This window comes from uncultured Lacinutrix sp. (assembly GCF_947500325.1).
Classification (GTDB): domain Bacteria; phylum Bacteroidota; class Bacteroidia; order Flavobacteriales; family Flavobacteriaceae; genus Lacinutrix.
In genome coordinates this window covers 1-22,562 of the sequence record NZ_CANMRQ010000034.1, presented here as the reverse complement: position 1 = coordinate 22,562, position 22,562 = coordinate 1, and the positions used below count along the sequence as shown (strand labels likewise).

Below are 22,562 nucleotides of genomic sequence, written 5' to 3'. Positions count from 1 at the left end.
TAGTATCTAATAAAGTGGTGTTGCCTATATTACTTATTCTAATTAAATAGTTACTTGTAGGTAAACTATTTGGTGTACTCCAGCTATAACTTCCATCATTAGACGTTCCATTTACTATGGTATTCCAAGTGATTCCATTATCAGAAGAATAGTCGAGTCTTACCGAAGTATACAAAGTACTAGAATCCCATTGAATGTTATAAGCGCATCCTGAATCTAAAGTTTCTCCGCCATTAGGATAAGTTAAAACAGGAGCCGCTGGAGTTATTGTAAATACGGCATCACTTATATCTTCTTTACAAGATTGTTGTGCATCAAAAACTCGTATTCTACAATTTTCTCTTAGAGATAGTTGAGGCACATTCCAATTATAAGTCCCACCAACAGTTGTGTAGTTGCTAACAATAGTACTCCAAGAACCTGTTTCTGACGTTCGATATTGAATTGTATAACTGTTTGAGGTATTACCAGATGCATTCCATGTAATAGTATGTGATGTATTTCCTACAAGTGTCTCTCCTCCATTTGGTGAGGTAACAGTAATATGGTTACTAGGAGAAATTGTAAATGCATTAGCACTAATTGATTCGTTTTCGGTATGATAATACGCACTTACTTTTACTCTAACTGTATTGCTATCAATAGTATTAGGTATATTCCAGTTATAGGTTCTTATACTAGCAGAAGTTCCTGATATTGATCGGTTTGTTGCAATCGCATTCCAAGTAGCACCATCATCCGTACTGTAATAAAAATTAAATCGGCTTTCACAAGTAGAGGCTCTAAAGTTTATTGGTAAAGCGTCACAGCCATTTGTCGAGATACTTGAAAAATCATCTGTTAACTCTACCATAGGTTTTACAATAAAAGTACTATCACTAGTATCTAATAAAGAAATGTCTCCTATATTACTTATTCTAATTAAATAGTTACTTGTAGGTAAACTATTAGGCGTACTCCAACTATAACTCCCATCATTAGAAGTACCGTTTACTATAGTATTCCAAGTGATCCCATTATCAGAAGAATAGTCGAGTCTTACCGAAGTATACAAAGTACTAGAATCCCATTGAATAGTGTAAGCACATCCAGAGTCCAAAATTTCCCCTCCGTTTGGATAAGTTAATACAGGCGGAGTCGGTATCATTGTAAATACGTTATCACTAACATCTTGTTTACAAAACTCTTGTGAGTCATAGATACGTATTCTACAATTTTCTCTTAGAGATAGTTGGGGCACATCCCAATTATAAGTTCCTACAGTTGTTGAATAATTATTAACAATGGTGATCCAGGAACCAGATTCGGCTAAACGGTATTGAATAGTATAATTGTTTGAAGTTCCAGAAGCATTCCAGGTAATAGTATGCGTTGTATTTCCCACCAGTGTTTCACCTCCATTAGGTGAAGTGATTTCAACAGGTATTCGTATACTAAAAAAAGCATCGCTAGTATCTAATACATTCGTATCTACAGCATTGATTACCCTCACTAGTACAGTTTCTGATTCTATGAAAGGAATCGTCCATAAAAACGTATCGTTAGCAGATAAGTAATTACTTGCAATAGATGTCCATATAATTCCTCCATCTAATGAATAGTCTAAATTCCATAGATCTGAACTTAAACCTGAAGCATTCCAGCTAATTAACTGCTCCTCACAACTATAAAAAATTTCCCCACCGTTTGGGTTAGTTATAGTAACATTTTGAGCTTTTGCATAGTTAAATAATAAGATAGTAAATGTAATTAGTAGTAGTGTTTTTTTCATTAGGGTATAATTAAAAAATGCTAGCAAAAATAGTTTTTTTTAATTTAAGGAAGAAGTTCTCCTTTTTCTTCATGATAAAAAACTAAAACGAAATACTAAATCTCACTATATTTAATTTACTGGATACTTACTTTTATTAAAAAAACGTCGTCATTTTAATTTAATCTATTTCATATCTAAAAAGGTGCTATGAAGGATTATAAATTTCGACTTAGATTTTTTTTTTTCCAATTAGATACGTTTTTAATAATAATAATTCTATTTTAATTATTAGTACCTCCTGGCAACTGTTGAGAAAATACAAAGGTTGATATAGGTGGTCCACCAAATACAGAATTTGATGGATTATTGAAGATATTGTTCCTTACATGCAACACATCACTTGAAACTCCAGAATATAGGGTTACTCCATCCATATCTGCATCTGTCCCAAAATACCCTTGAGAAGGATAACTCGCAACAGGAGGACCACCAAATACAGAATTATTAGAATCGTTAAACACTTGACTTCTTATGGTTGGAACATCGCTCAAAGTACCAGAATAACTTAAATTCCCATCACCATCACTATCACCGGCCCACATTCCTACAGCTCCGTTTGGCATGCCAAAAGTGGTTTGTGCATCTGTGCCGTATGTAATTTGATTATTAGCATCTGTAAAATCTAATGTAATTGTATTAACTGCAGAAAAATAATAGGTAAATAAAGAACGTATTCCTAAGTGGTTTCTATGTTTTATATTTACATAATAACTACCATTTGGAATATTTGGTTGTAATAACGACACGCCATTTTTACTAACTATTGATCCATCACGTAATAATAATGCAGATATAGTAGTTGTATCGCCTTGCATTGGCATTATAGATTGCAAAGGAGCTTCATCGAAATAAACAAACTCAACTTGTATCCAATCTACAATAGCTTTGCTACCGACTACATATAAAACATCTTGTATTATAGTTGCTCCATCTCCATATGGCGAGGTTAGCGGTATTAAATCTTGAGTTCTTAAATCGTCCCTCATCAAATTTTCTTCACCAATATTTGGGTTTAAAAAAGCACCTTGTAAATACACTATAAAATCTGTTGAAATACCACAGGTAATATCATTAAAATTACTTGTTACATCAACATTAGTCCAGTTTGTTGCACTATATACAGCATCATCAACTAAAATACAACTTAAGAAAAAGTTGTTTTGAGCTTGGAAATCAATTATTTGCATATTGTTCCCATTCTTAATATTAAGCGATATTAATTCATTATTATATAAATAAGCTATTTCTAAACTTGAAAGCATAGACAAATTTAATTCTCCTAGCATATTATAATGGGCTTCTATACGTTTTAATAGCGGGTTTGCTGAAACATCTAGTACGGTTAAATTATTACTATAAACAAAAAGCTGTTGCAATAATGGAAAAAAGCTCAAATCTATAACATCTAAGTTATTTTGCCCTATTTGTAAATAGGTTAAATTAGGACTGTTAAGCGTTAAGTTTTCTGTACCATTGTTATCTGCAATTAAAATTTCTAATTGTGTTTGAGCACTTAAGTCTAAACTTGTAATTGCATTTCTAGTTGTTCTTAATGTTTTTAAGTTTACAAGTGTACTTAAATTTATAGAAGTAATATTATTGTCATTTATAAACAGGCCTTCTAGCGCCACAAAGTCCTCTATGCCTGTTATATCTGTAATATTATTATCTGAAACATTAAGAGATGTTATTCCAGAAATATTAGCAGTTGGTACATAATCGTCTAATACACCAGAATCGTAACCTAAATCTATTAAAACTTGTTCAAAATTATCATCTGGAACATAGGTTTTACAATACATTGGGTTATCTAATAGTGTAAATGTCATTTGACAACTTACCATGCCACCAATGCCATCACTTACAGTAAATGTTACAATAGTTATTTCAGTATTTATTATGGTTCCAGGCAATGGATTTTGAGTTACCGGATAAGTGCCTCCTGGTAACATAATGTCTTCTGCAATAACTTGAGCAGTAAAATCTGGAAGCGCTACTTGGCAACCAACATCTGCCATTAGATTACTATCACTAGCGCATTGTGTGATTTGTAATTGCGCATTAGCCGAATAAAAAAACATAATGGCAATTAAGAATAAGTAAAAATGTTTCATGGGATATGGTATTTAAGATATCTATTTTGTTAGTTTTTAGCCTTAAATAGCTGATTTAATTCTTTTTCTACTATGTTCAATTTTTTTAGATATACTCTTTTTGCAGTTAATTGTTTTACTAAAGAGCTAGACGCAACATGAGTCTTATTTTTATAGAAATAAGGCTTTATTTTATAAAAAATAAATGAAGAAAAACGTAACATATAATTGTAGGCAAAATTCTATGTTGCAATAGTAAAATGAATTGAAGAAAACCTTATAAAAAATAAAGTGTCAAAAGGTGTCATAGTTTGTTAAACTATGCTTTGTATAAAATCTTCTATATTTTGTTCTTTGGGAATTGCCATCTTTTTACGAATACGACGTCGCATTGATTTTACAGAATCTACAGAAACATTTCGTATAGTCATAATCTCTTTTATTGACAACTTTAAGCGTAGTAATGCTACAACTTCACGTTCGCCTTTAGTTAAATCTGGGTAATAGGTTTTTAACTTATTATTAAACCCAATATTAACAACATTAATCTTCTCTTGAAGACCACTTAATTTACCTTCAGATTCTATTTGCAAACGTAAATCATTACTAAGTTTTTTAAGCAAACGATCTGGATCTTCAGAATTTGAATCAGACTTTATACGCTCTAATAACTCTCGTTTAAAAGTTAGGCGCATAGTATTATCTGCAATTAATTGCTTAACATTTGCCTCTTTGTTTTTAATTTGCTGATCCAAATACTTTGTTTCCGACTTATGTTTTACCCTAGTTAATTCTATTTTATTTCTATAATTTTTTCTTACCAACAATGCAATAATAAATGCACCAATTAAGGTTGAAATAAATAAGGCAAAGTATAACCATTTTTTTGAGCGTTCACTCTCTGTAATTATTTTGGCTTCTAGTTGCTGTTGTTCAAAAGCATATTTAGATTCTAATTCTTGAATTTTTGAAGTCGTTTCTGTATTATAAATAGAATCAGAATACTTTTTATACCGCTTATAATCTCGATATGCTGCATCATAATTCTCTAGTTTACTCCACAATTGAGAGCGTTTTTTATACCCTTTTGCAATACGATGTAAAAATTTTTCTCTCTTAGCAAGTTTTAACGAAGAGTCGACATACTTACCAGCTAATCTATAATCTTTAAGCTTTTCATAAACCAAAGCAGTATCATAATAATTGCCGCACAATGCTAATTGCTTACCGTTAGTTTTTGAATATATAATATTCTTTAAACTAAGGCTTAAAGCTGAATCGTAATCTTTTTGTTTTCTATATATCGATACTAAGTTATCGTTCACTTCTTGAAGTTGTTCTTTAGCATTAAGAACTTTAAAAATAGTTTTTGCTTCATTAAAACATTGTAATGCAGAATCTAATTGCTTCATACTACTAAATGAAACACCTAACATTTGTGTCGCTTGAGCTACGCCAAAATTATTATTTAAATCATTATTAACCGTTATAGATTTTTTAAAATACTGAATGGATTTTTCATAGTTTTTTTGAGCTCTATATACCATTGCTATATTATGATACACATCGGCGATATTTTTTTTATCATCATTAGCTTTAAATAATTGTATCGCTCCATAATAATGTTCCAATGCTTCAGAATGTTTTCCTAATCGTCTTTTTAGCACTCCTAATTGTACTAAAACTAGCCCTTTATACTCTTTTTCTAAAGTAAATTTATTATGTTCTATTAACTGAAACACTTTTGGGATAATAATAGAAGCTCTAGAAAAATTATGATCTAATTCATATTCGCCAATAGCTAACATCGCTTCAACTTTTTCAGAATTATTATTAGCGCGCTTTAGTTTATTTTCTAGATTAATTAGCGTAGAATCTAATTCTTGAGAAAACACTATAGTGGGAAGAAAAAATAGTATTATATAAATTAACCTACTCATGTTACAAAATTACAGATTAAAGTTATAAAAAGTATATTTACAATAAAACAAAGCCCTTTGAAACTTACAAAGGGCTTGTATAGTTAAGCAAATCTATAAGCCGGATTCTGTACTATTACTAGCCCTTATCATTTATCTATGTGAGTTGTTACCAACACACTTTAGCTGCCTACCCTTTAACTTGCGCGTGCACGCTCGAACGTTAATATACATGACATTGCACCCTATAGAGTTTACCTGGTTTCACTACAGCATAACCTGTACATTCTTTCTGTTGCACTTTTCCTAGCCTCACGACTGGTGGCTGTTAACCACTATAATTGCACTATGGTGTCCGGACTTTCCTCATCTTATAAATAAGACGCGATAAGGCGATTTACTTGCGGCAAAAATACTATAAAAAAAATCACCTAGAGACTACTCTAAGGTGATTTTAATTATTAAATTAAATACAAATTAATTTATGGGAATAAAAGCTTGAATTTTATAAAACTCTTTGCTTGTTCCTAAATCTGTTCCTAAATTAGGTCCAGCAGCAAATCTAAACCATATACCATTATTCGTTGTTGCCTTAACATAGCCACCTAGCCATTGGTATATATGATCTTCTCCATTTCCATCATGAGTTCTTACTTGCGTAAAACTTTCATAATAAGCTCCAAAAGAGAAATACTTATTTAATTTATATCCTGGAGCTACCCAATTTAATAGTAAATCTCTTGTTTGATCCCCATTATCACCATTACCTTCTCTAAGAGCCTTATAATAAGACAAATAAAAATCTAATTCAAAGTGCTCTGAGTTATACAGTACTAATACATTTGGTATAATAGCTTCTCCTATTGTAGTCTCTGTGCTATTAGACATAAATTTACCATGACCAAATCCTAATGTTGGGTTTATATACCAATTGTTTAATTTGAACCCTAACCCAATACCAGTTTCTAAAAATAGATCGCTACCTGTATTTCCTCCAAAACTAGGGTTATTCCAAAATACACTATAAAATGTTAGATTCTTTTTTTTATCTAATTCGTAATTCCCTAAAAATACATTAGAAAAGCCTGCTACACTATTATGAATAGGCATTATTACAAAACTAGTTTTCTTACTTTGTTTTTCTTTTAATTCTTGAGCAAAAACCGTTTGCACAAAACATAATAATAAGATAATTGATACTTTTTTCATTTTTAAATAGTTTAATGGTTAATTAATTTTATTATTAAAGCCTCCAAAGTTTGGAGTGCGTTTTTGAGTAAAGGCTTGCATGCCTTCTTTTTGGTCTGAAGTAGCAAACAAACTATGGAACATTCTACGCTCAAATAGAACGCCTTCTTGTAAGCCAAGTTCTTCAGATCTATTAACGACTTCCTTAGCTATCATTGTAGATACTTTACTATAACTAGAAATAGTTGTTGCAACCTCAATTGCCTTTTCTAATAACTCTTCTGTAGTAAAAATTCTAGAGACCAATCCAGATTGCATGGCTTCATTTGCATTAATAAATTTACCGGTAAGAATCATATCCATAGCTTTAATTCTACCAACAATCTTGGTTAGTCTTTGAGAGCCTCCTATTCCAGGAATAACTCCTAATTTTATTTCTGGTTGACCAAATTTTGCATTTTCAGAAGCAAAAATCATATCACACATCATAGCTAGCTCGCATCCACCGCCTAATGCATAACCCGAGACTGCAGCGATTTTAGGTGTTCTAATTTTCGCAAAGGCTTCCCAGCCAGCAAAAAAGTCTTCCCCCAGCATTTGTAGATAAGATTTGTCACTCATTTCTTTAATATCTGCTCCTGCAGCAAATGCTTTTTTGTTACCTGTGATTACAAAGCATCCTACTTTTGAATCTTTATCTAATTCTTGCATGATATCTACTAATTCATGCATAACTTCTGTATTTAAAGCATTTAATGCTTTAGGACGATTAAGTTGAAGTACAACAACGCCTCCATAATATTTTTTTATTATGTTCATTATGTTATAATATTTAAAGTTGATTATGTGTTATGAGTCCCAAATAGCTCCATAAGCAGGAATGCCATGTATTTCCATTCCATGAACTACTTTCCATGTTAGTTTTTTGTTAGAAATACAGATTACAGCTTCGGCATTAAAGTCTTTATATGCTTTATATGCTAATTTTACCATGTCTGGTTTTCCATGTGAATCTGTATTCCAAATAATGGCATTAGGTTGTACCTCTAAAATTTCGTCTACTAATTGATCTCCATATGTTTTTCTTGGGTTTCTAGTAGCCCAAACTAAAACTGATGGTACTTCGTTTGCTAATAAATGTGGAATACAAGGTCCTATTCCACTTCCAGTTGCAATCCAGATTACTCGTTTGAAAAGCTTTTCGATATTACCAACACCGGCAGTTGGAATTCCTTTTACCCATACATGAGAAGGTAAATCGTCTATTAAAGCTCCTGTCCAATCTCCAGCTCTTGAAATAGTTAATCTAAAACCTTCTTTTCCTGGCGCTGGGACGTTTGCAAAAGAGTGCCATTCTCTTAATGGGTCTCGACTTATAGTTGTGGATGAACCTGCAAACGGTGTTACACCATAATCAAAATTTACTAAGACCACATGAGATGATGGATTTACAATCTCTATTGGCACTTTTTTAAGATGCAACCATGGAATTATTATGCTTATAGTAATTAAACCAAGTAGCCAAAAACCTAGTGAAGTTGTTAATGCTTCACGTAAATCTAATGTTCCTTTTTGAGCATCTACAAATAAGAAAGTCTGTGCCCAAAATAACACTAAGGCTATCCATCCTCCAAAACGATGTGTTAATTCAAATCGATTATGTTTTTTTGCTCTTTTCTTTGGCAAGGCCATAATTACAATGAAAACTAATAATCCTAAAATAACATAGGTAATAACCATTAAAGCTAATGATACACCTGGCAAATTATTTACCCAATTATAGGTTAACGATCCTACTAAAATGGCAAACCAGATAGTACCCGATATATTACCTCCCATATGTATGCCTCCAAAATGATAAATTTTGGCCGCTGCCCATCTTATTTTTAAAGGCCAGTTAGTAGGAATACTTGTTGCTATTTTAAATAAAATATTAATAACATATTGCTGTCTTATAAGTATAGCCGAAGTAATATTAATTATTGTTATATTAGAAATTACATTAAGCTTAATACCGTCTTTAGTCCACCAATTACCAGTAGTAATTCCATAAATTAAAAAACCTATATTTACTATTGCAATTATTGCAATTAACCTGTTATACTGCATCATAAAAGGATGTTTCCAAATCCGTTTATACATGGGTTGCTTTTTAGGTAGTACAACTGCTTTATAATCTACCGTTTCTTCTACTTCAAGTTTTTCAACTGTTTGTACGATTACATTATCCATTGTATATACTTTTTGATGTGTCTAATAATTTTCTCTTGTCAATTTTACCTCTACTGGTCATTGGTAATTCTTCCATAGAGATAATTTTATCTGGTACACAGAAATAAGGCAAAGACTTTAAAATTTCTTGTTTAGCTTTTTCTTCTACAATACTTTTAGGACTTACAAAAGCTATCAATGTTTTAGAATCATATTTTAAAGCTACTGCGCGTTTACACGATGGCATGGATTCTAATATTGCTGAGACTGAATCTAGCTCTATTCTAAAGCCTTTAATTTTTACTTGATCGTCTGTTCTTCCAAAGTGTTCTAGTTCTCCGTTAACAGTCCATCGTCCTAAATCTCTGGTTCTAAACATTTTTCTTCCATTTCCTAAAAATGGATCTGGTTTATAACGTTCTTTATTTAATTTTGAATTACCTAAATAACCTAAGGTTACACAATCTCCACCAGCCCACATTTCTCCTATTTCGCCAATTGGGCATGGTTTTAAATTTTTGTCGAGTATGTACACTGTATTATTTGGAGTTGGCTTACCAATAGTTAATAATTCATCTGTTGGATAATACCTTTGTACTGTGTTTACGATAGTTGTTTCTGTTGGGCCACAAGAATTATGAAATGCACTAAAAGCACCCCATTTATCTGCTAAAGTTTTTGGACAAGGTTCGCCAGCAACTGCTACTCTTTTTACATTCTTACACTTTTCAGAGTCTATAGTACTTAATATTGAAGGTGTAGAGATTACTATATCTACTTTTTGTACTGTTTCTTCAATATCTTTACCTCTAATTACTAAAGTTGCACCATTTCCTAAGCAACCTAAAACTTCCCAAGCCATCATATCGAATGCGATATTTAAAATTTGTCCTACTTTTAATCCTGGACGCATACCTAAATTGCCTGGTGCAGTTAATAAAATATTACAAACATTACAATGAGAAACTTGTACGCCATTTGGAGTACCAGTTGTACCAGATGTAAAGATTAAAAAGGCTTTATCATTGCTGCTAATGATATCTCTACATTCAAAAGCATTAGCTATATTATCTTTTTCAATATTAGTTTCAATAAACTCATCTATAGCTATATAAGTACAACTGCTCACTACAGGAATACCTTTTGTATCCCCTTTAAGAGTCAAGATTATTTTTATATCTGCATTATCTACAATATGCAATAATTGTTTTTCGGGAGTTACACCTACATATTGAGGTACATAAGCAGCTCCAACTTTAAGTATAGCTAACATACCAACTACCATAGGTATAGATCGTTTTACAAACAAGCCAATGTTATCGCCTTTGCTTACGCCTTGTTTACTTAAATAATATGCTAATTTATTAGCTTGATTATTCAACTCTTGATAAGTAATCGACTTTCCTAAATGTTCTACCGCTATACACTTAGGATTAGCATATGCTTGAGCTTCAAATGCTTTGTGGATTAATTTATAGGGGACTTTTTGTATTGGTCCTTGCCCAAAACGTTGAAATAATAATTGGTCTTTAGAAGATAAATTTGCTACTTCTTTTTTAATAAAAGTTCCTCCAGGAATTTTTATTTCTTTGCTTTTTGTTTGAGTGTTAGTGCTGTTAAACAAATTAATGTTTGAGGGAATAACATTCACTCTTGGTTCATTCATAATTTATATAGTTTTTATGGTTACTGAACTAATAACATATACATAGTATGGACTTGTAAACCATAATTAAATTCTAGATTTAATCAGGCTTCAAATGGATTAATGTATTTGTATATGTAAAAATTGGTTATGAAGACAATTCAAGCAATAGAAGATTAGTGTCCTCAAAAAAGGGACTATTTTAAAATTGAAATAAAATATCTAATGCTTTTGCGGATTATTATGACTTAAAATAATCTTCAACTATTTTTCAGTTGGCAACTTTTGTAGATTGGTGTTACCCTGAATTTTAAATGTTATAAACTAAGTTATACTACATTTTATATCTAGACTTGTTTAATCTCTTTTAAATAATTATGGTATTTATAAGACGAAATTCTAAAATTTTGTTCTACAGAAGAGTAATTGAAAGCTCCCATATTTTCAATTCTTAACTGTAAATTACTATTTAACAGCATGCTGTTAAAAACAGTAAAATCTGTGTTTTTATGGTTCATATTCTTGTTGGTTTTTATGGTGAGTATTATTTCACACCATCAAATTTGCAACCTAAAGAACTAACATAGTGTAATCTAGCTAACAAAATTTTAAAAAAAAATCATGTATATTAATGTATTTTTTTTTTATATTTTACTATTCATGATAGATTAAAAACATACCACTATTGATTAATCTAATAACTAGATTAATCAATAGTGGTATACCATCTGATAGATATTTAATGAATAGAAATTAATTCACACACTTTACACTGGCTTAACAAGTAAGCTATTTCATTAATAGTTTATAGTTCAACAACAATCATAAATAAGATTAAAAACAAACTATTAATTGTGGATAATATATGAAATAAATTTTAGAATACTAATATTAGTAACTTTAGATAATTTAAAATTTGTTAATAACTCCTATTTAAAATTCATTAAGATAATTCTTAATTCTAGACTGAATTTTTAACTTTGTTTCTTAATTCTTTTCTCTTAAAAAGGGACTCTGGATTAAATTTCTTATTATAATAATATGGAACACTTTGTAGTATCGGCTAGAAAATATAGACCACAAACGTTTAAAGATGTTGTTGGCCAAACTGCTATTACAAATACTTTATTAAATGCAATTGAAAATAATCATTTAGCTCAGGCCTTATTATTTACAGGTCCACGAGGTGTTGGAAAAACAAGTTGTGCTCGTATTCTAGCTAAAATGATAAATAGTGACGGCACAGAAACTGGAGATGAAGATTATGCTTTTAATATTTTTGAATTAGATGCTGCTTCTAACAATTCTGTAGATGATATTAGAAGTTTAACAGATCAAGTTAGAATTCCACCTCAAGTAGGAAAATATAAAGTCTATATTATAGATGAGGTGCATATGTTATCTCAAGCTGCTTTTAATGCTTTTTTAAAGACATTAGAAGAACCTCCAAAACATTGTATTTTTATTTTAGCAACAACTGAGAAACATAAAATTATACCTACCATACTCTCTCGTTGTCAGATTTTTGATTTTAAACGTATTACTGTAAAAGACGCTAAAGAATACTTAAAATATATAGCTAAAGAACAAGGAGTAAATGCCGAGGATGATGCTTTACATATAATTGCACAAAAAGCAGATGGCGCTATGCGAGATGCTTTATCAATTTTTGATCGCGTTGTTAGTTTTTCTGGTAAAGAATTAACTAGACAAGCAGTAACAGAGAATTTAAATGTATTAGATTACGAAACTTACTTTACAAGTACAGATCTTATTCTAGAAAATAAAATTCCTGAACTCCTTATTCAATTTAATGAAACGCTTTCTAAAGGATTTGATGGCCACCATTATATTGCTGGTTTAGCCTCACACTTTAGAGACTTACTAGTTTGCAAAAACCCTGTTACAATAGAGTTATTAGAAGTTGGAGAACAAACAAAGGAAAAATATTTAGAACAATCTAAAAAAGCCTCTCAAAGCTTTTTATTAAAAGGTATTGAACTCGCCAACGAAACAGACTTGAAATACAAAACAAGTAAAAATCAACGACTACTTGTTGAACTTTGCCTTATGCAGCTTGCCTCTATCACTTTTGATGGAGAAAAAAAAAATAGCAGTCGGTTCATAATTCCTCCTTCGTATTTTAAAAGAGTTGGCATAACTCCAATTCCAATAAAAAAACCTGAAGCATCAACCAATGAAGCTATAAAATCTCAAAAATCTGAGAAGGCTGTAACTAAACCTGTAACAAGTAATGCTACTGAGTCTAATCCGAAAATAATACTAAATTCAAACAAAAAGCCAACTTCTGGCCTATCTTTAAAAAGTATAAGAGCAAAAAAAGAGCACATCATTAAACAAATGGATGCTGTTGTTGATGAAGAAAATCTTCCTAGAGAACCATTTTCTATAGATGAGCTACTACCAGTTTGGAATACTTTTATTGAACGTTTATTAGAAGAAGGTAAAATGAACTTAGCTTCCATTTTATCTATAGACACACCACGTTTAGATGGCACAGTTATTAGTCTTACATTTCCAAATTCTACAAATAAGGTTGAAGTAGAAAGGCAGCAATACGATTTGTTACAGTATCTAAGAAAAACATTAAGTAATTATGATATAAGCTTAGCTATTGATGTAAATGAAGAAATGCAGAAAAAATTTGCTTATACTCCAGAAGAAAAATATGAAAAACTCAAGGAAAAAAATCCTAATTTAGAATTACTTCGTCAAATATTTGATTTAGACATATAAATTATGAAAAAAATAATATTCCTTATAGCTATTCTATTTATTACTTTTATTAGTTGCGATGGAAGAGATCGTTCCAGTAAAACAAATACTGAAGTTTTAAAAGAGCATAAATTATTAGATTCTTTTTCGGAAAAAGTTGAATACTTTCCTAAAAAATACACAGAGGTTATTACTGATACTTTATTAGCCAATGGGTTTAAAATAAAGATAAAGTCTTACACAGATATAGACAATGGTATAGTAGATTCATTTAAACTAAATAACACCATAAATAAAAGTATTCATAGAAATTGGATTTCGGAAATTAAAATACATAAAGATGGTAAGCTCTTATTTGATGATAAAATAGACAAAGCTTTTTTAGTAAAACATGATAAAAAAATTGAAGCCTTTTCTAAAAAGGCGATATCAATAGGTGCTTCTATCTATTATAAAGAATCTATGCGTAAAGATGCAGTGACTATACTAGTAGGTTTTTGTGTTCCTGAAAGCGATGATTGTTTGACATATTTATTAGAATTTGATAGCACCGGACATTACAAATTAGAAAACATTAAATTAGAAGAAACTTATTAATGATGTTAGGACTTAAATTACCAACAGATCCTCGCTGGGTAAACATAGTAGAAAAAAACGTTGAAGATATTTTAACAGATCATGCTTTTTGTGAGCAAAAGGCAGCAAGTACAGCAATTTCTTTAATTGTTAGCTTTCCAGAATATACAGATTTAGTTCAAGAAATGGTTGCTCTTGTTAAAGAAGAAATTAGCCATTTTAAAATGGTCCATGATTTAATTCTTAAAAATGGTTGGGTTCTAGGAAGAGATCGTAAGGATCACTATGTGGCAAAATTATTACAGTTTTTTCCTAAAGGAGGCAGTAGGACAACACAATTGGTACATAGGTTATTATATGCCGCTTTAATTGAAGCTCGTAGCTGTGAACGCTTCCGTTTGCTATCTGAAGAACTTGAAGACAAAGAATTAGCAGAGTTTTACAGAAAACTTATGGTAAGTGAAGCCAATCATTATACTATGTTTTTGGGTTTTGCAAGACAATATGGAGAAAGAACAGAAGTAGACACTAAATGGCAATCACTTTTAGAATTTGAAGCTGAAATAATGAAAGATCTTAGTAAAAGTGAAACCATACATGGTTAATTTATCATAGAAATATTTAAAATGCAAAAGCCAATACTTTTCAGTATTGGCTTTTTTCGGTTTTTAAAAAAGTAAGTTGGTTAAAACTTAAGACCTACACCTATTTGCATATTTGTATTTATTGCATCTAAGCCTGTTTCGTCATCAAATATATTTGTTAATCCATAAGAATATCTAAAATCTATAAAAAACTCATCTGATAATAAATACTCTATTCCACCAAGTCCTGAAAAAGCAAGGTTTTGTAAGCCATCTTGGTAATCATGTCCTTTTAAACTTGCTAAAGGTCCTAAACCTACAGCAAATCTATCAGTCAATTTAAACTTAAAGAATATTGGTAATTGAATATAATCTATTCTAATGCTTTCTTCTTTTGCGCCTTCAGCAGAAAACTGAATTTCAGGAGCTATAGACAAGCTATTTGTTAATTTGTATTCGCCAAAGAAACCAATGGCAAAACCATTTCTGTGTTTGTTTTCAAATCCTGTTGGATCTGGTTTAAAATCTAGGTTTGAAATATTATATCCAGCTCTTACACCATATAAAGCGTTTTGAGAGAATCCATAAAATGAACATAAAACAAAGACAAATAAGAGTAATATTTTTTTCATATAAAAATTAAGTTATTATTTAGTTTAGAGTTGATTAATGTACGTAGCTAATATATATTAATTTAATAAACTATTTATATTAAAAAGATAAAGTGTATCATTTTAACTGTGTATGACTCAAAACAGTGTCATTATACATGCTTTTTATAATACCATCTGCTAACCCTATTTTTGGCACATAAATATCTTTAGCACCACACCATTTCATTGCTGATAAATAAATACGAGTAGCAGGTATAATAACGTCTGCCCTATCTTGATTAAGACCTAATTTAGTAATACGTTCTTCATAAGAATATGATTGTAACATATTATAATAAGACGTTAAATAAAAATACGTTAAAGGCTTTCCTATAGCTTTACCTGAAATTTTAAATATTTTATTAATATTACCTCCAGAGCCAATAACTTCTATTTTATCGTAAGTTTTTGTTTTAGAACCTATCCATTGTTCTAGCTCCTTCCATGTTTGGTTTTTAACAACATCATTTAACAATCTTACTGTTCCTATTTTAAACGATTTAGAAGCAACTTTTTTTCCATTATGAATAACACTAAATTCTGTACTGCCACCACCAACATCAACATATAAATATGTTTTAGAATTATCTATAAAAGTATGTAAATCTGTAGCAGCGATAATAGCAGCTTCTTCCTGTCCTTCAATTATATCTATAGGAATCCCTGTTTGTTCTAAAATTTTTTGAGCAACTGCTTTACCATTATCTGCTTCTCTCATTGCTGATGTAGCACATGCTTTAAACTTATAAACTTTATGAGATTTCATCAGCAATTTAAAAGCCAACATAGTATCTAACATACGTTCTGTATTTTGATCAGAAATTTTATTATTCAAAAATACATCAGCACCAAGGCGAATTGGAACACGAACTAAGGAGCTTTTTTTAAAACTTACAGATTTATCTTTTTCTTCTATTATATTAGTGATTAATAATCTTACAGCATTTGAACCAATATCTATTGCTGCATATTTTTTTATATCCAGCATTATTTTAATTTATTTTGATAGTAATTATATGTGGCAAATTGAGACCTGATTTTTTCATTGTCATTACGTTTATATGTGTTTTTCTGCTCATCATCTAGTATTCTAGCTTTCACATTATCATTCCAACAGATATTAAAAGTATCTATTATTTCTTGTTTTATTTCATTATCATATATTGGACAACTAACTTCTACTCTATTGTCTATATTTCTCGTCATCCAATCTGCCGAAGAAATATATATTTTTTCTTCGTTATTATTACAAAAAATATAAACTCTAGTATGCTCTAAAAATTTATCAATAACACTTACTACCTCAATATTTTCACTCATACCTTTTACTCCAGGAATTAAACAACAAATTCCTCTAACAATCATTTGTATTTTTACTCCTGCATTACTAGCTTCATATAGTTTATCAATCATTTTGTAGCTTGATATACTATTCATTTTTAATCGTATATAAGCAGGTTTCCCTTCCTTTATATTTGCTATTTCTTTATCTATTAAACTAAAAAAAGCATTTTGAGTATAATGAGGTGATGTTATGATATGTTTATATCTATATATTTTATAATTAACTGAAAAGAAATTAAAGACCTTGTTGACATCTTTTAATATTTTCTGGTTAGCAGTAAAAAGTGTGTAATCCGTATAAATCTTAGCTGTAGATTCATTAAAGTTTCCAGTACTAATAAACCCATAACGCATCATTTTATCATTCTCTTCTCGCTCAATAACACACATTTTACTATGCACTTTTAAACCTTGAACTCCAAATATTAACTGAATCCCTTCTCTTTGCATTTGCTCTGCATACTCAATATTAGCCTGTTCGTCAAAACGTGCTTGAATCTCCATAGAAACAGTCACCTTTTTACCATTAATAGCAGCATTAATTAATGAACTAGCTACATGAGAAATTTGAGCTAACCTATATATAGTGATTTTTATAGTTTTTACTTTTGGATCTAATGCAGCCTCTCTTAAAAACTTTACTGTGTAAGCAAATGTATGGTATGGTGTATATTGTAAATAATCTTTTTGTGCTATTGCTTCAAAAATACTTGTTTCTAAGCTTAAGTTTTTAACTGGTAGTGGTACTATTTTATCATAAAGCAAATCTGTTCTTCCTAAACTTGGGAAATTCATATAATCCCTTCTATTATGATATCTACCACCAGGAATAATACTATCTGAAGATTCAATTCCCATCTTATCCATCAAAAAACCAAGTGTATCTTTGTCTATGTTTTTATCATATACAAAACGAACAGGTTCACCATCTTGTCTATCTCTAACACTATTACTTATTTTTTCCATGAAAGATTTACTCAAATCACTTTCTAAATCTAACTCTGCGTCACGTGTTATTTTTATCATATGAGCAGATATTGATTTATAATCAAAAATATTAAAAATATCATCTAAACAATAGCGCAATAAATCATCCAAAATAATTATTGATTGTTTATTATTTTCCTCGGGAAGAACAATAAAACGGTCCATGTTTTTAGAAATTTCAATAAGAGCATATTGATTTTCTTCATTTTCTAACAACATATTGATAGCCAGATAAGCAGCGCTATCTTTAAGATTTGGTATAGCTGTATTATCATTTAATATTATTGTTACTAATGCAGGGCTTACGTTTTTTATAAAGTAATCTTTAATAAAAATGCTTTGCGATTTGCTAATTTTATTTTCGGTAACAATGAAGATATTTTCAGCTTTTAATTTTTGCTGAATATTATCTAAAATTTTTAAACTTTTGGCTTGATATTTAATTACTATTTGCGTGATAATCTCTAGTAATTCTGAGGCTTTAATACCTCCTAACTGACTTTTTCCTTGCCTTCCAGCCTCATCAATACGTTTAACAGTTGCATAACGTACTTTAAAAAATTCATCCAAATTATTAGAGAAAATACCCAAAAAACGTAGACGTTCAATTAAAGGAACATTTTCATCTGAAGCTTCTTGTAATACACGAGCATTAAACTGTAACCAACTTAATTCTCTATTTATATATCTGTAATTATTACTTTTTTTTATCATTAAATAGATGAGTTCTGTATTTATAACAAATATATTCTATTGTTTTATTTTAAGTCTTTAGGAAATAATATTTTTTTTGTCTCGCCTTTTTTTATGTTTTTCCAACGGTTTTCATCAAAATGTATTTCTACAAAACCAGAAGTTGTAATGTTATCTATAGCAATGCTTCCCAAAGAATTTGCAATATTTGTAAGCGCATAATTATGACCAAAAATTAACAGTTTATCGATAGAATTATCGCAAGATTTCAAAACATTCAATAATGACGCTCCAGAAAAATCATATATGTCGTTATCAATTTCAAAATTCACAGTCTCAAATTCTAAGTTTTTTATGAATATTTGAGCTGTAATTTTTGCTCTTTCAGCACCACTTGACAAAATTAAATCTGGTTTTAAAATTACTGATTTTAAATGATTTGAAATCAAAATTGCATCATTATGTCCTCTTTGCTTTAATGGTCTTTTAAAATCTGGCAAATCATACTCCCATGATGACTTTGCATGACGTACTAAATATAGTATTTTAATACCTTTCATCGTATTTTTATGTCTTTAGTCTTATTCCCGAATGATTTTTCCTTTTAAACGAATATTTCTGTGCTTTAACTCATTTATTTGAATAAAATTTAAAATACAGCTTAATTTGATATAGCTATTAAAAAACCCAATAATTAACACCTACTTATATCATGTATGGTATACTTCCCTTAACTGTAGTTATATTTTAGAGTAATTTTTTAGCATTTAAAATTATTAAATTAAAACAGTTATTATTTATAATGAACGAATTTTATTTCAAAAAAAAATTAACAAAAGGTAATTCTTTAAATCTAAATTATGATTTCAAAGAAACGTTCTTGTATGAAATAATTTCATCTATTATAAAAACTAATACTATTAAATCTTATAATAATCTAACATTCCTCTCTAGAGAGTTATTTGTTAAATTCCCAAATTATGCTAACTATACATTATAATTTGAAAATGTCGCATTTAAAGTATTTTACTAAAATACTATTTTTCTTATTGTTGTTTTTAACAATAAAAACAAATGCGCAAGTAAAAGAAAGCTTTACACCTAGATATAGTGAAACTATTCGTGGAGAAGTAACCATGATTGCCAACAATGTAGTGTCACAAAATGCCACTACAGATTATAATGGCGAATCTGGTAACCATAATTTTACTAACAATGTTTATGTAGATATAGACAATGATAATTCTACTTTTAATTCTAGTAGTGCAAATTTAAGTAACCCTGAACCAGGTTCAAGTTGTTTAGAGATAGAAAAAGTGTTTTTATATTGGGCTGCTGCAGATAAAGGACTAGAAACTAATGGAATAGAAGCTGAAAACCAACCAAGTTGGAATTATAATGATATTAAACTTAGGTTACCTGGAGAAGTTAATTATAGTACTATAACTGCTGATGAAGTAATATATCGTGGTAGAGATGATAATCCTCATTTTAGTAATGACCCATACATATGTTTTAAGGATATAACTGATAGTGTAAATAATTTAAGTTCCCCTTTTGGTACATATCAAGTAGCTAATATTGAAGCGCGAACTGGCTTCTTACTTTCACATACAAGCACTAATGTTGGTACATCTGGAGGTTGGCAAGTAGTTGTAGTTTATAAAAGCCCTAATTTAAAGAAAAGAAATATAACTTTATTTGATGGCTATGTTCATATTGCAGGATCTGCTAGTAGTTTAGATTTTGAATTTGATGGATTTCAAACGGTTCCAAACGGAAATGTAAGAGCAAATGTTATTTTTGGTTCTCTTGAAGGTGATAGAAACCTTTCAGGTGATAGATTGCAAATTCAAAATACTGCTGGTGTATTTGAAGATCTTTTTACAACATTAAGAGACGCAGATAACTTTTTTAATAGTAGAATTTCTATAGACCCTAACAATTTTATAGATAGAACTCCTGCTAGTTTAAATACATTAGGTTTTGATGCCTCTATATTTCCTCTTAGAAATGATGGAAATACTCTTTTAACAAATAATCAAACTAGTGCTTCTTTTAGGCTCTTATCTACTCAAGAAACATATGGTTTATTTTTACTAGGGCTTTCTGTTGAAGTATACCAACCAGAATTAAGTATTGTTCTTAATGGTACTCCATCTGTTATTACTCCTGGTACTAACCCAACAACAGTAGATTTTAATCTTGAAGTTACAAGTATCGGAAATGATAATGCTCTAAATACTGTATTAACAACAACTATAGATCCTTCATTAATATTAGTAGAACCAATAATTGATTTACCAACAGGTGTAAATTACACTTATAATTCTAATACAAACATATTAACTTTTACTGTTGATGATGGCATACTCGATTCTGGAGCGTCAGAACTAGATATAGATTTTCAAACGCAAGTTAAAGACAAATGTTATTTCTTAGAAAATGGATGTATAGATAATACTTTAATACAATTTAATTCTAGCTATACGGGTGAAATAAATACTGTGACTCAAAACTCGAATAGTTCTCAAAATTTAAATAGCTGTAAAGTAGGAGATAATTTACCTACTACTCTTACAATCAATGACCCAACCCCAGCAAATTGGGTAACTCCAATTGGTAGCTTAGATACATCTATTCAATTTGGAGATAATGCTGCTTTAAATACGGCTCAATCTTTAGTTCCTATAGCGTCATGCTCTGGTTTAACTCCAATAAAAACTGCTGGTCCTTTTGTGCAAAGTGGTTCTGTATCAACAGATGGAACCTATACTAATACATGGACTTTTACAGATGCTTGTGGTAACACTATAGAAGAATATACTCAAACAATTACAGTTCAAGATACATTAGGACCAGTAATTGATACTGAAGCTTTTGATTTTGAAGTTCAATGTGGTCCAGATAATACAACTCAATTAAACGATTGGTTAGCTAGTAATGCTAATGCTGTAGCTATTGATAATTCTGGGGGCACAATTACATGGACCAATAATTTTACTGGTTTATCAGATGGTTGTGGAGCAACAGGATCTGCAACAGTTATATTTACCGCAACAGATGAAGCTGGAAATACTAGTACAACTACTGCAACATTTACTATTGTCGATAATATTCCTCCCACTCTTATAGGTTTCCCATCCAATGTAGATAATACTCAACCGTCTTGTGTTGGTGTTCCAACATTAAGTTTTGATAATTATTCTGAAGAATCTGGTGATGGTAATAATAATACTTATTTAGAAGGAGAAGTCTTTAGATTTTCTAATATTGCTCCTGGAGTAGATGCTCTTTTAACTATTGTTGAAATGGTTAATACTACTGTTCCTGTTTTAGACGATAATGCCCAAGGAGCTAGTTCTTTTAGACCACGTACAGCATTTTCTCTTGATAATGAAGGAGATAGAGCCTATACTGAATATAGGCTTGATTTTGTAGATAGTGGTACATCAAATCCAACAAGTTTACCAGAATTCTATTCTAACTTTAATGATATTGATGGTAATAATAATTTTGGAGAAGTAAATTGGACTGAGTTTACATCTAGCTATACAGTTAATGATCCAACTGATTTAACAATTACAGAAGAAGGTCCTTGGATTGTTGCCACAGCAGGCACAACAGAATATCCTGGAGCTACAAACTCTAATCCACAAGCAAACATTTCTACAAGAAATACTAATGCATCTAGCTTTACTTTTAGATTAGGAATTGTAGCAAGAAATGACAATGTTTCAAGTAATTTTAGACAACATAATATTGAATTTACTTGTATTTCTAACTATACAAATGCAGTAACAATTTCTGAAGAAATAACACTTGAATGTGATGAAGTACAACCACCTGAAACATTAACAGCTACTGATGAATGTGGAAGTGCTACAGTAGTATTTAATGAAGATACTATTACTGGAGATTGTGATAATCAATATACATTATTAAGAACATGGACTGCGACTGATGAATGTGGAAATACAACAACACGTACCTTAACTATTAATGTTATAGATACTACAGCGCCTACATTTACTGTTCCTGCAGATATTACTATTAACTGTGAGCAAGATCCTAATGATTTAAACCTTACTGGTGATGTAACTGATGAAGCCGACAATTG

General features: G+C 30.3%; 15 protein-coding genes, 1 other RNA gene and 1 pseudogene. 4 read left to right on the top strand and 13 right to left on the bottom strand.

The features are described from left to right. The 9 genes from Q0997_RS19665 to Q0997_RS19625 form a co-directional block, all read right to left on the bottom strand. A partial coding sequence (locus tag Q0997_RS19665) for a Ser-Thr-rich GPI-anchored membrane family protein (RefSeq protein WP_299892279.1) occupies positions 1-1,771 on the bottom strand: 1,771 nt, incomplete at its 3' end. Between the two features lie 263 nt (positions 1,772-2,034). Then, complete coding sequence (locus Q0997_RS19660; RefSeq protein ID WP_299892276.1) at positions 2,035-3,927, bottom strand: hypothetical protein; 1,893 nt, start codon at positions 3,925-3,927, stop codon at positions 2,035-2,037. A gap of 293 nt (positions 3,928-4,220) precedes the next feature. Then, positions 4,221-5,846, bottom strand: a complete 1,626-nt coding sequence (locus Q0997_RS19655) for a tetratricopeptide repeat protein (RefSeq protein WP_299892273.1) — start codon at positions 5,844-5,846, stop codon at positions 4,221-4,223. A gap of 80 nt (positions 5,847-5,926) precedes the next feature. Beyond that, positions 5,927-6,229: RNase P RNA component class A (gene rnpB, locus Q0997_RS19650), an RNA gene on the bottom strand. 73 nt (positions 6,230-6,302) lie between these two features. Next, positions 6,303-7,034: a DUF6733 family protein gene (locus Q0997_RS19645; RefSeq protein WP_299892271.1), complete on the bottom strand. Its 732-nt coding sequence runs from the start codon at positions 7,032-7,034 to the stop codon at positions 6,303-6,305. A gap of 18 nt (positions 7,035-7,052) precedes the next feature. Beyond that, the gene (locus Q0997_RS19640; RefSeq protein ID WP_299892268.1) at positions 7,053-7,832 is read right to left on the bottom strand and encodes an enoyl-CoA hydratase-related protein; all 780 of its coding nucleotides are present in this window, start codon (positions 7,830-7,832) and stop codon (positions 7,053-7,055) included. A gap of 30 nt (positions 7,833-7,862) precedes the next feature. After that, positions 7,863-9,245: a hypothetical protein gene (locus Q0997_RS19635; protein WP_299892265.1), complete on the bottom strand. Its 1,383-nt coding sequence runs from the start codon at positions 9,243-9,245 to the stop codon at positions 7,863-7,865. Further along, complete coding sequence (locus tag Q0997_RS19630; RefSeq protein ID WP_299892263.1) at positions 9,238-10,890, bottom strand: AMP-binding protein; 1,653 nt, start codon at positions 10,888-10,890, stop codon at positions 9,238-9,240. The genes Q0997_RS19635 and Q0997_RS19630 overlap by 8 nt, the downstream gene beginning before the upstream one ends. 326 nt (positions 10,891-11,216) lie before the next feature. Next, positions 11,217-11,387: a hypothetical protein gene (locus tag Q0997_RS19625; RefSeq protein WP_299892260.1), complete on the bottom strand. Its 171-nt coding sequence runs from the start codon at positions 11,385-11,387 to the stop codon at positions 11,217-11,219. Between the two features lie 523 nt (positions 11,388-11,910). Here Q0997_RS19625 and dnaX point away from each other — a divergent pair. Genes dnaX through Q0997_RS19610 form a run of 3 tightly spaced genes read left to right on the top strand, consistent with a single transcriptional unit; the run spans position 11,911 to position 14,786 of the window. Beyond that, positions 11,911-13,626, top strand: a complete 1,716-nt coding sequence (dnaX, locus tag Q0997_RS19620; RefSeq protein ID WP_299892258.1) for a DNA polymerase III subunit gamma/tau — start codon at positions 11,911-11,913, stop codon at positions 13,624-13,626. A 3-nt stretch (positions 13,627-13,629) separates the two neighbouring features. Continuing rightward, positions 13,630-14,202, top strand: coding sequence for a hypothetical protein (locus Q0997_RS19615; protein ID WP_299892256.1), 573 nt, complete (start codon positions 13,630-13,632; stop codon positions 14,200-14,202). 2 nt (positions 14,203-14,204) lie between these two features. Continuing rightward, positions 14,205-14,786: a tRNA-(ms[2]io[6]A)-hydroxylase gene (locus Q0997_RS19610; protein ID WP_299892281.1), complete on the top strand. Its 582-nt coding sequence runs from the start codon at positions 14,205-14,207 to the stop codon at positions 14,784-14,786. 80 nt (positions 14,787-14,866) lie between these two features. Here the strand turns inward: Q0997_RS19610 and Q0997_RS19605 are convergent, their stop codons facing one another. The 4 genes from Q0997_RS19605 to Q0997_RS19590 form a co-directional block, all read right to left on the bottom strand. Beyond that, positions 14,867-15,397: a porin family protein gene (locus tag Q0997_RS19605; RefSeq protein WP_299892254.1), complete on the bottom strand. Its 531-nt coding sequence runs from the start codon at positions 15,395-15,397 to the stop codon at positions 14,867-14,869. 97 nt (positions 15,398-15,494) lie between these two features. Then, on the bottom strand, positions 15,495-16,406 hold the full coding sequence (locus tag Q0997_RS19600) for a rod shape-determining protein (RefSeq protein WP_299892252.1): 912 nt from the start codon (positions 16,404-16,406) through the stop codon (positions 15,495-15,497). Further along, positions 16,406-18,463: a polyphosphate kinase 1 gene (gene ppk1, locus Q0997_RS19595; protein ID WP_299892250.1), complete on the bottom strand. Its 2,058-nt coding sequence runs from the start codon at positions 18,461-18,463 to the stop codon at positions 16,406-16,408. Before ppk1 ends, Q0997_RS19600 begins: the two co-directional genes overlap by 1 nt. 44 nt (positions 18,464-18,507) lie before the next feature. Continuing rightward, entirely contained in the window at positions 18,508-19,002 is a 495-nt protein-coding gene (locus Q0997_RS19590; protein ID WP_299892247.1) for a histidine phosphatase family protein, read from the bottom strand. Between the two features lie 420 nt (positions 19,003-19,422). On the opposite strand from Q0997_RS19590, the pseudogene Q0997_RS19585 reads away from it, so the two are divergent. Then, a pseudogene (locus Q0997_RS19585) lies at positions 19,423-22,562 on the top strand (hypothetical protein); the annotation flags it as partial.

Bases quoted from the DNA above. Each gene is read 5' to 3' on its own strand.
- Q0997_RS19590 (WP_299892247.1), bottom strand. From the start codon at position 19,002: ATGAAAGGTATTAAAATACTATATTTAGTACGTCATGCAAAGTCATCA.
- Q0997_RS19630 (WP_299892263.1), bottom strand. From the start codon at position 10,890: ATGAATGAACCAAGAGTGAATGTTATTCCCTCAAACATTAATTTGTTT.
- Q0997_RS19615 (WP_299892256.1), top strand. From the start codon at position 13,630: ATGAAAAAAATAATATTCCTTATAGCTATTCTATTTATTACTTTTATT.
- Q0997_RS19610 (WP_299892281.1), top strand. From the start codon at position 14,205: ATGTTAGGACTTAAATTACCAACAGATCCTCGCTGGGTAAACATAGTA.
- Q0997_RS19625 (WP_299892260.1), bottom strand. From the start codon at position 11,387: ATGAACCATAAAAACACAGATTTTACTGTTTTTAACAGCATGCTGTTA.
- dnaX (WP_299892258.1), top strand. From the start codon at position 11,911: ATGGAACACTTTGTAGTATCGGCTAGAAAATATAGACCACAAACGTTT.
- Q0997_RS19660 (WP_299892276.1), bottom strand. From the start codon at position 3,927: ATGAAACATTTTTACTTATTCTTAATTGCCATTATGTTTTTTTATTCG.
- Q0997_RS19645 (WP_299892271.1), bottom strand. From the start codon at position 7,034: ATGAAAAAAGTATCAATTATCTTATTATTATGTTTTGTGCAAACGGTT.
- Q0997_RS19640 (WP_299892268.1), bottom strand. From the start codon at position 7,832: ATGAACATAATAAAAAAATATTATGGAGGCGTTGTTGTACTTCAACTT.
- ppk1 (WP_299892250.1), bottom strand. From the start codon at position 18,463: ATGATAAAAAAAAGTAATAATTACAGATATATAAATAGAGAATTAAGT.
- Q0997_RS19605 (WP_299892254.1), bottom strand. From the start codon at position 15,397: ATGAAAAAAATATTACTCTTATTTGTCTTTGTTTTATGTTCATTTTAT.
- Q0997_RS19600 (WP_299892252.1), bottom strand. From the start codon at position 16,406: ATGCTGGATATAAAAAAATATGCAGCAATAGATATTGGTTCAAATGCT.
- Q0997_RS19655 (WP_299892273.1), bottom strand. From the start codon at position 5,846: ATGAGTAGGTTAATTTATATAATACTATTTTTTCTTCCCACTATAGTG.
- Q0997_RS19635 (WP_299892265.1), bottom strand. From the start codon at position 9,245: ATGGATAATGTAATCGTACAAACAGTTGAAAAACTTGAAGTAGAAGAA.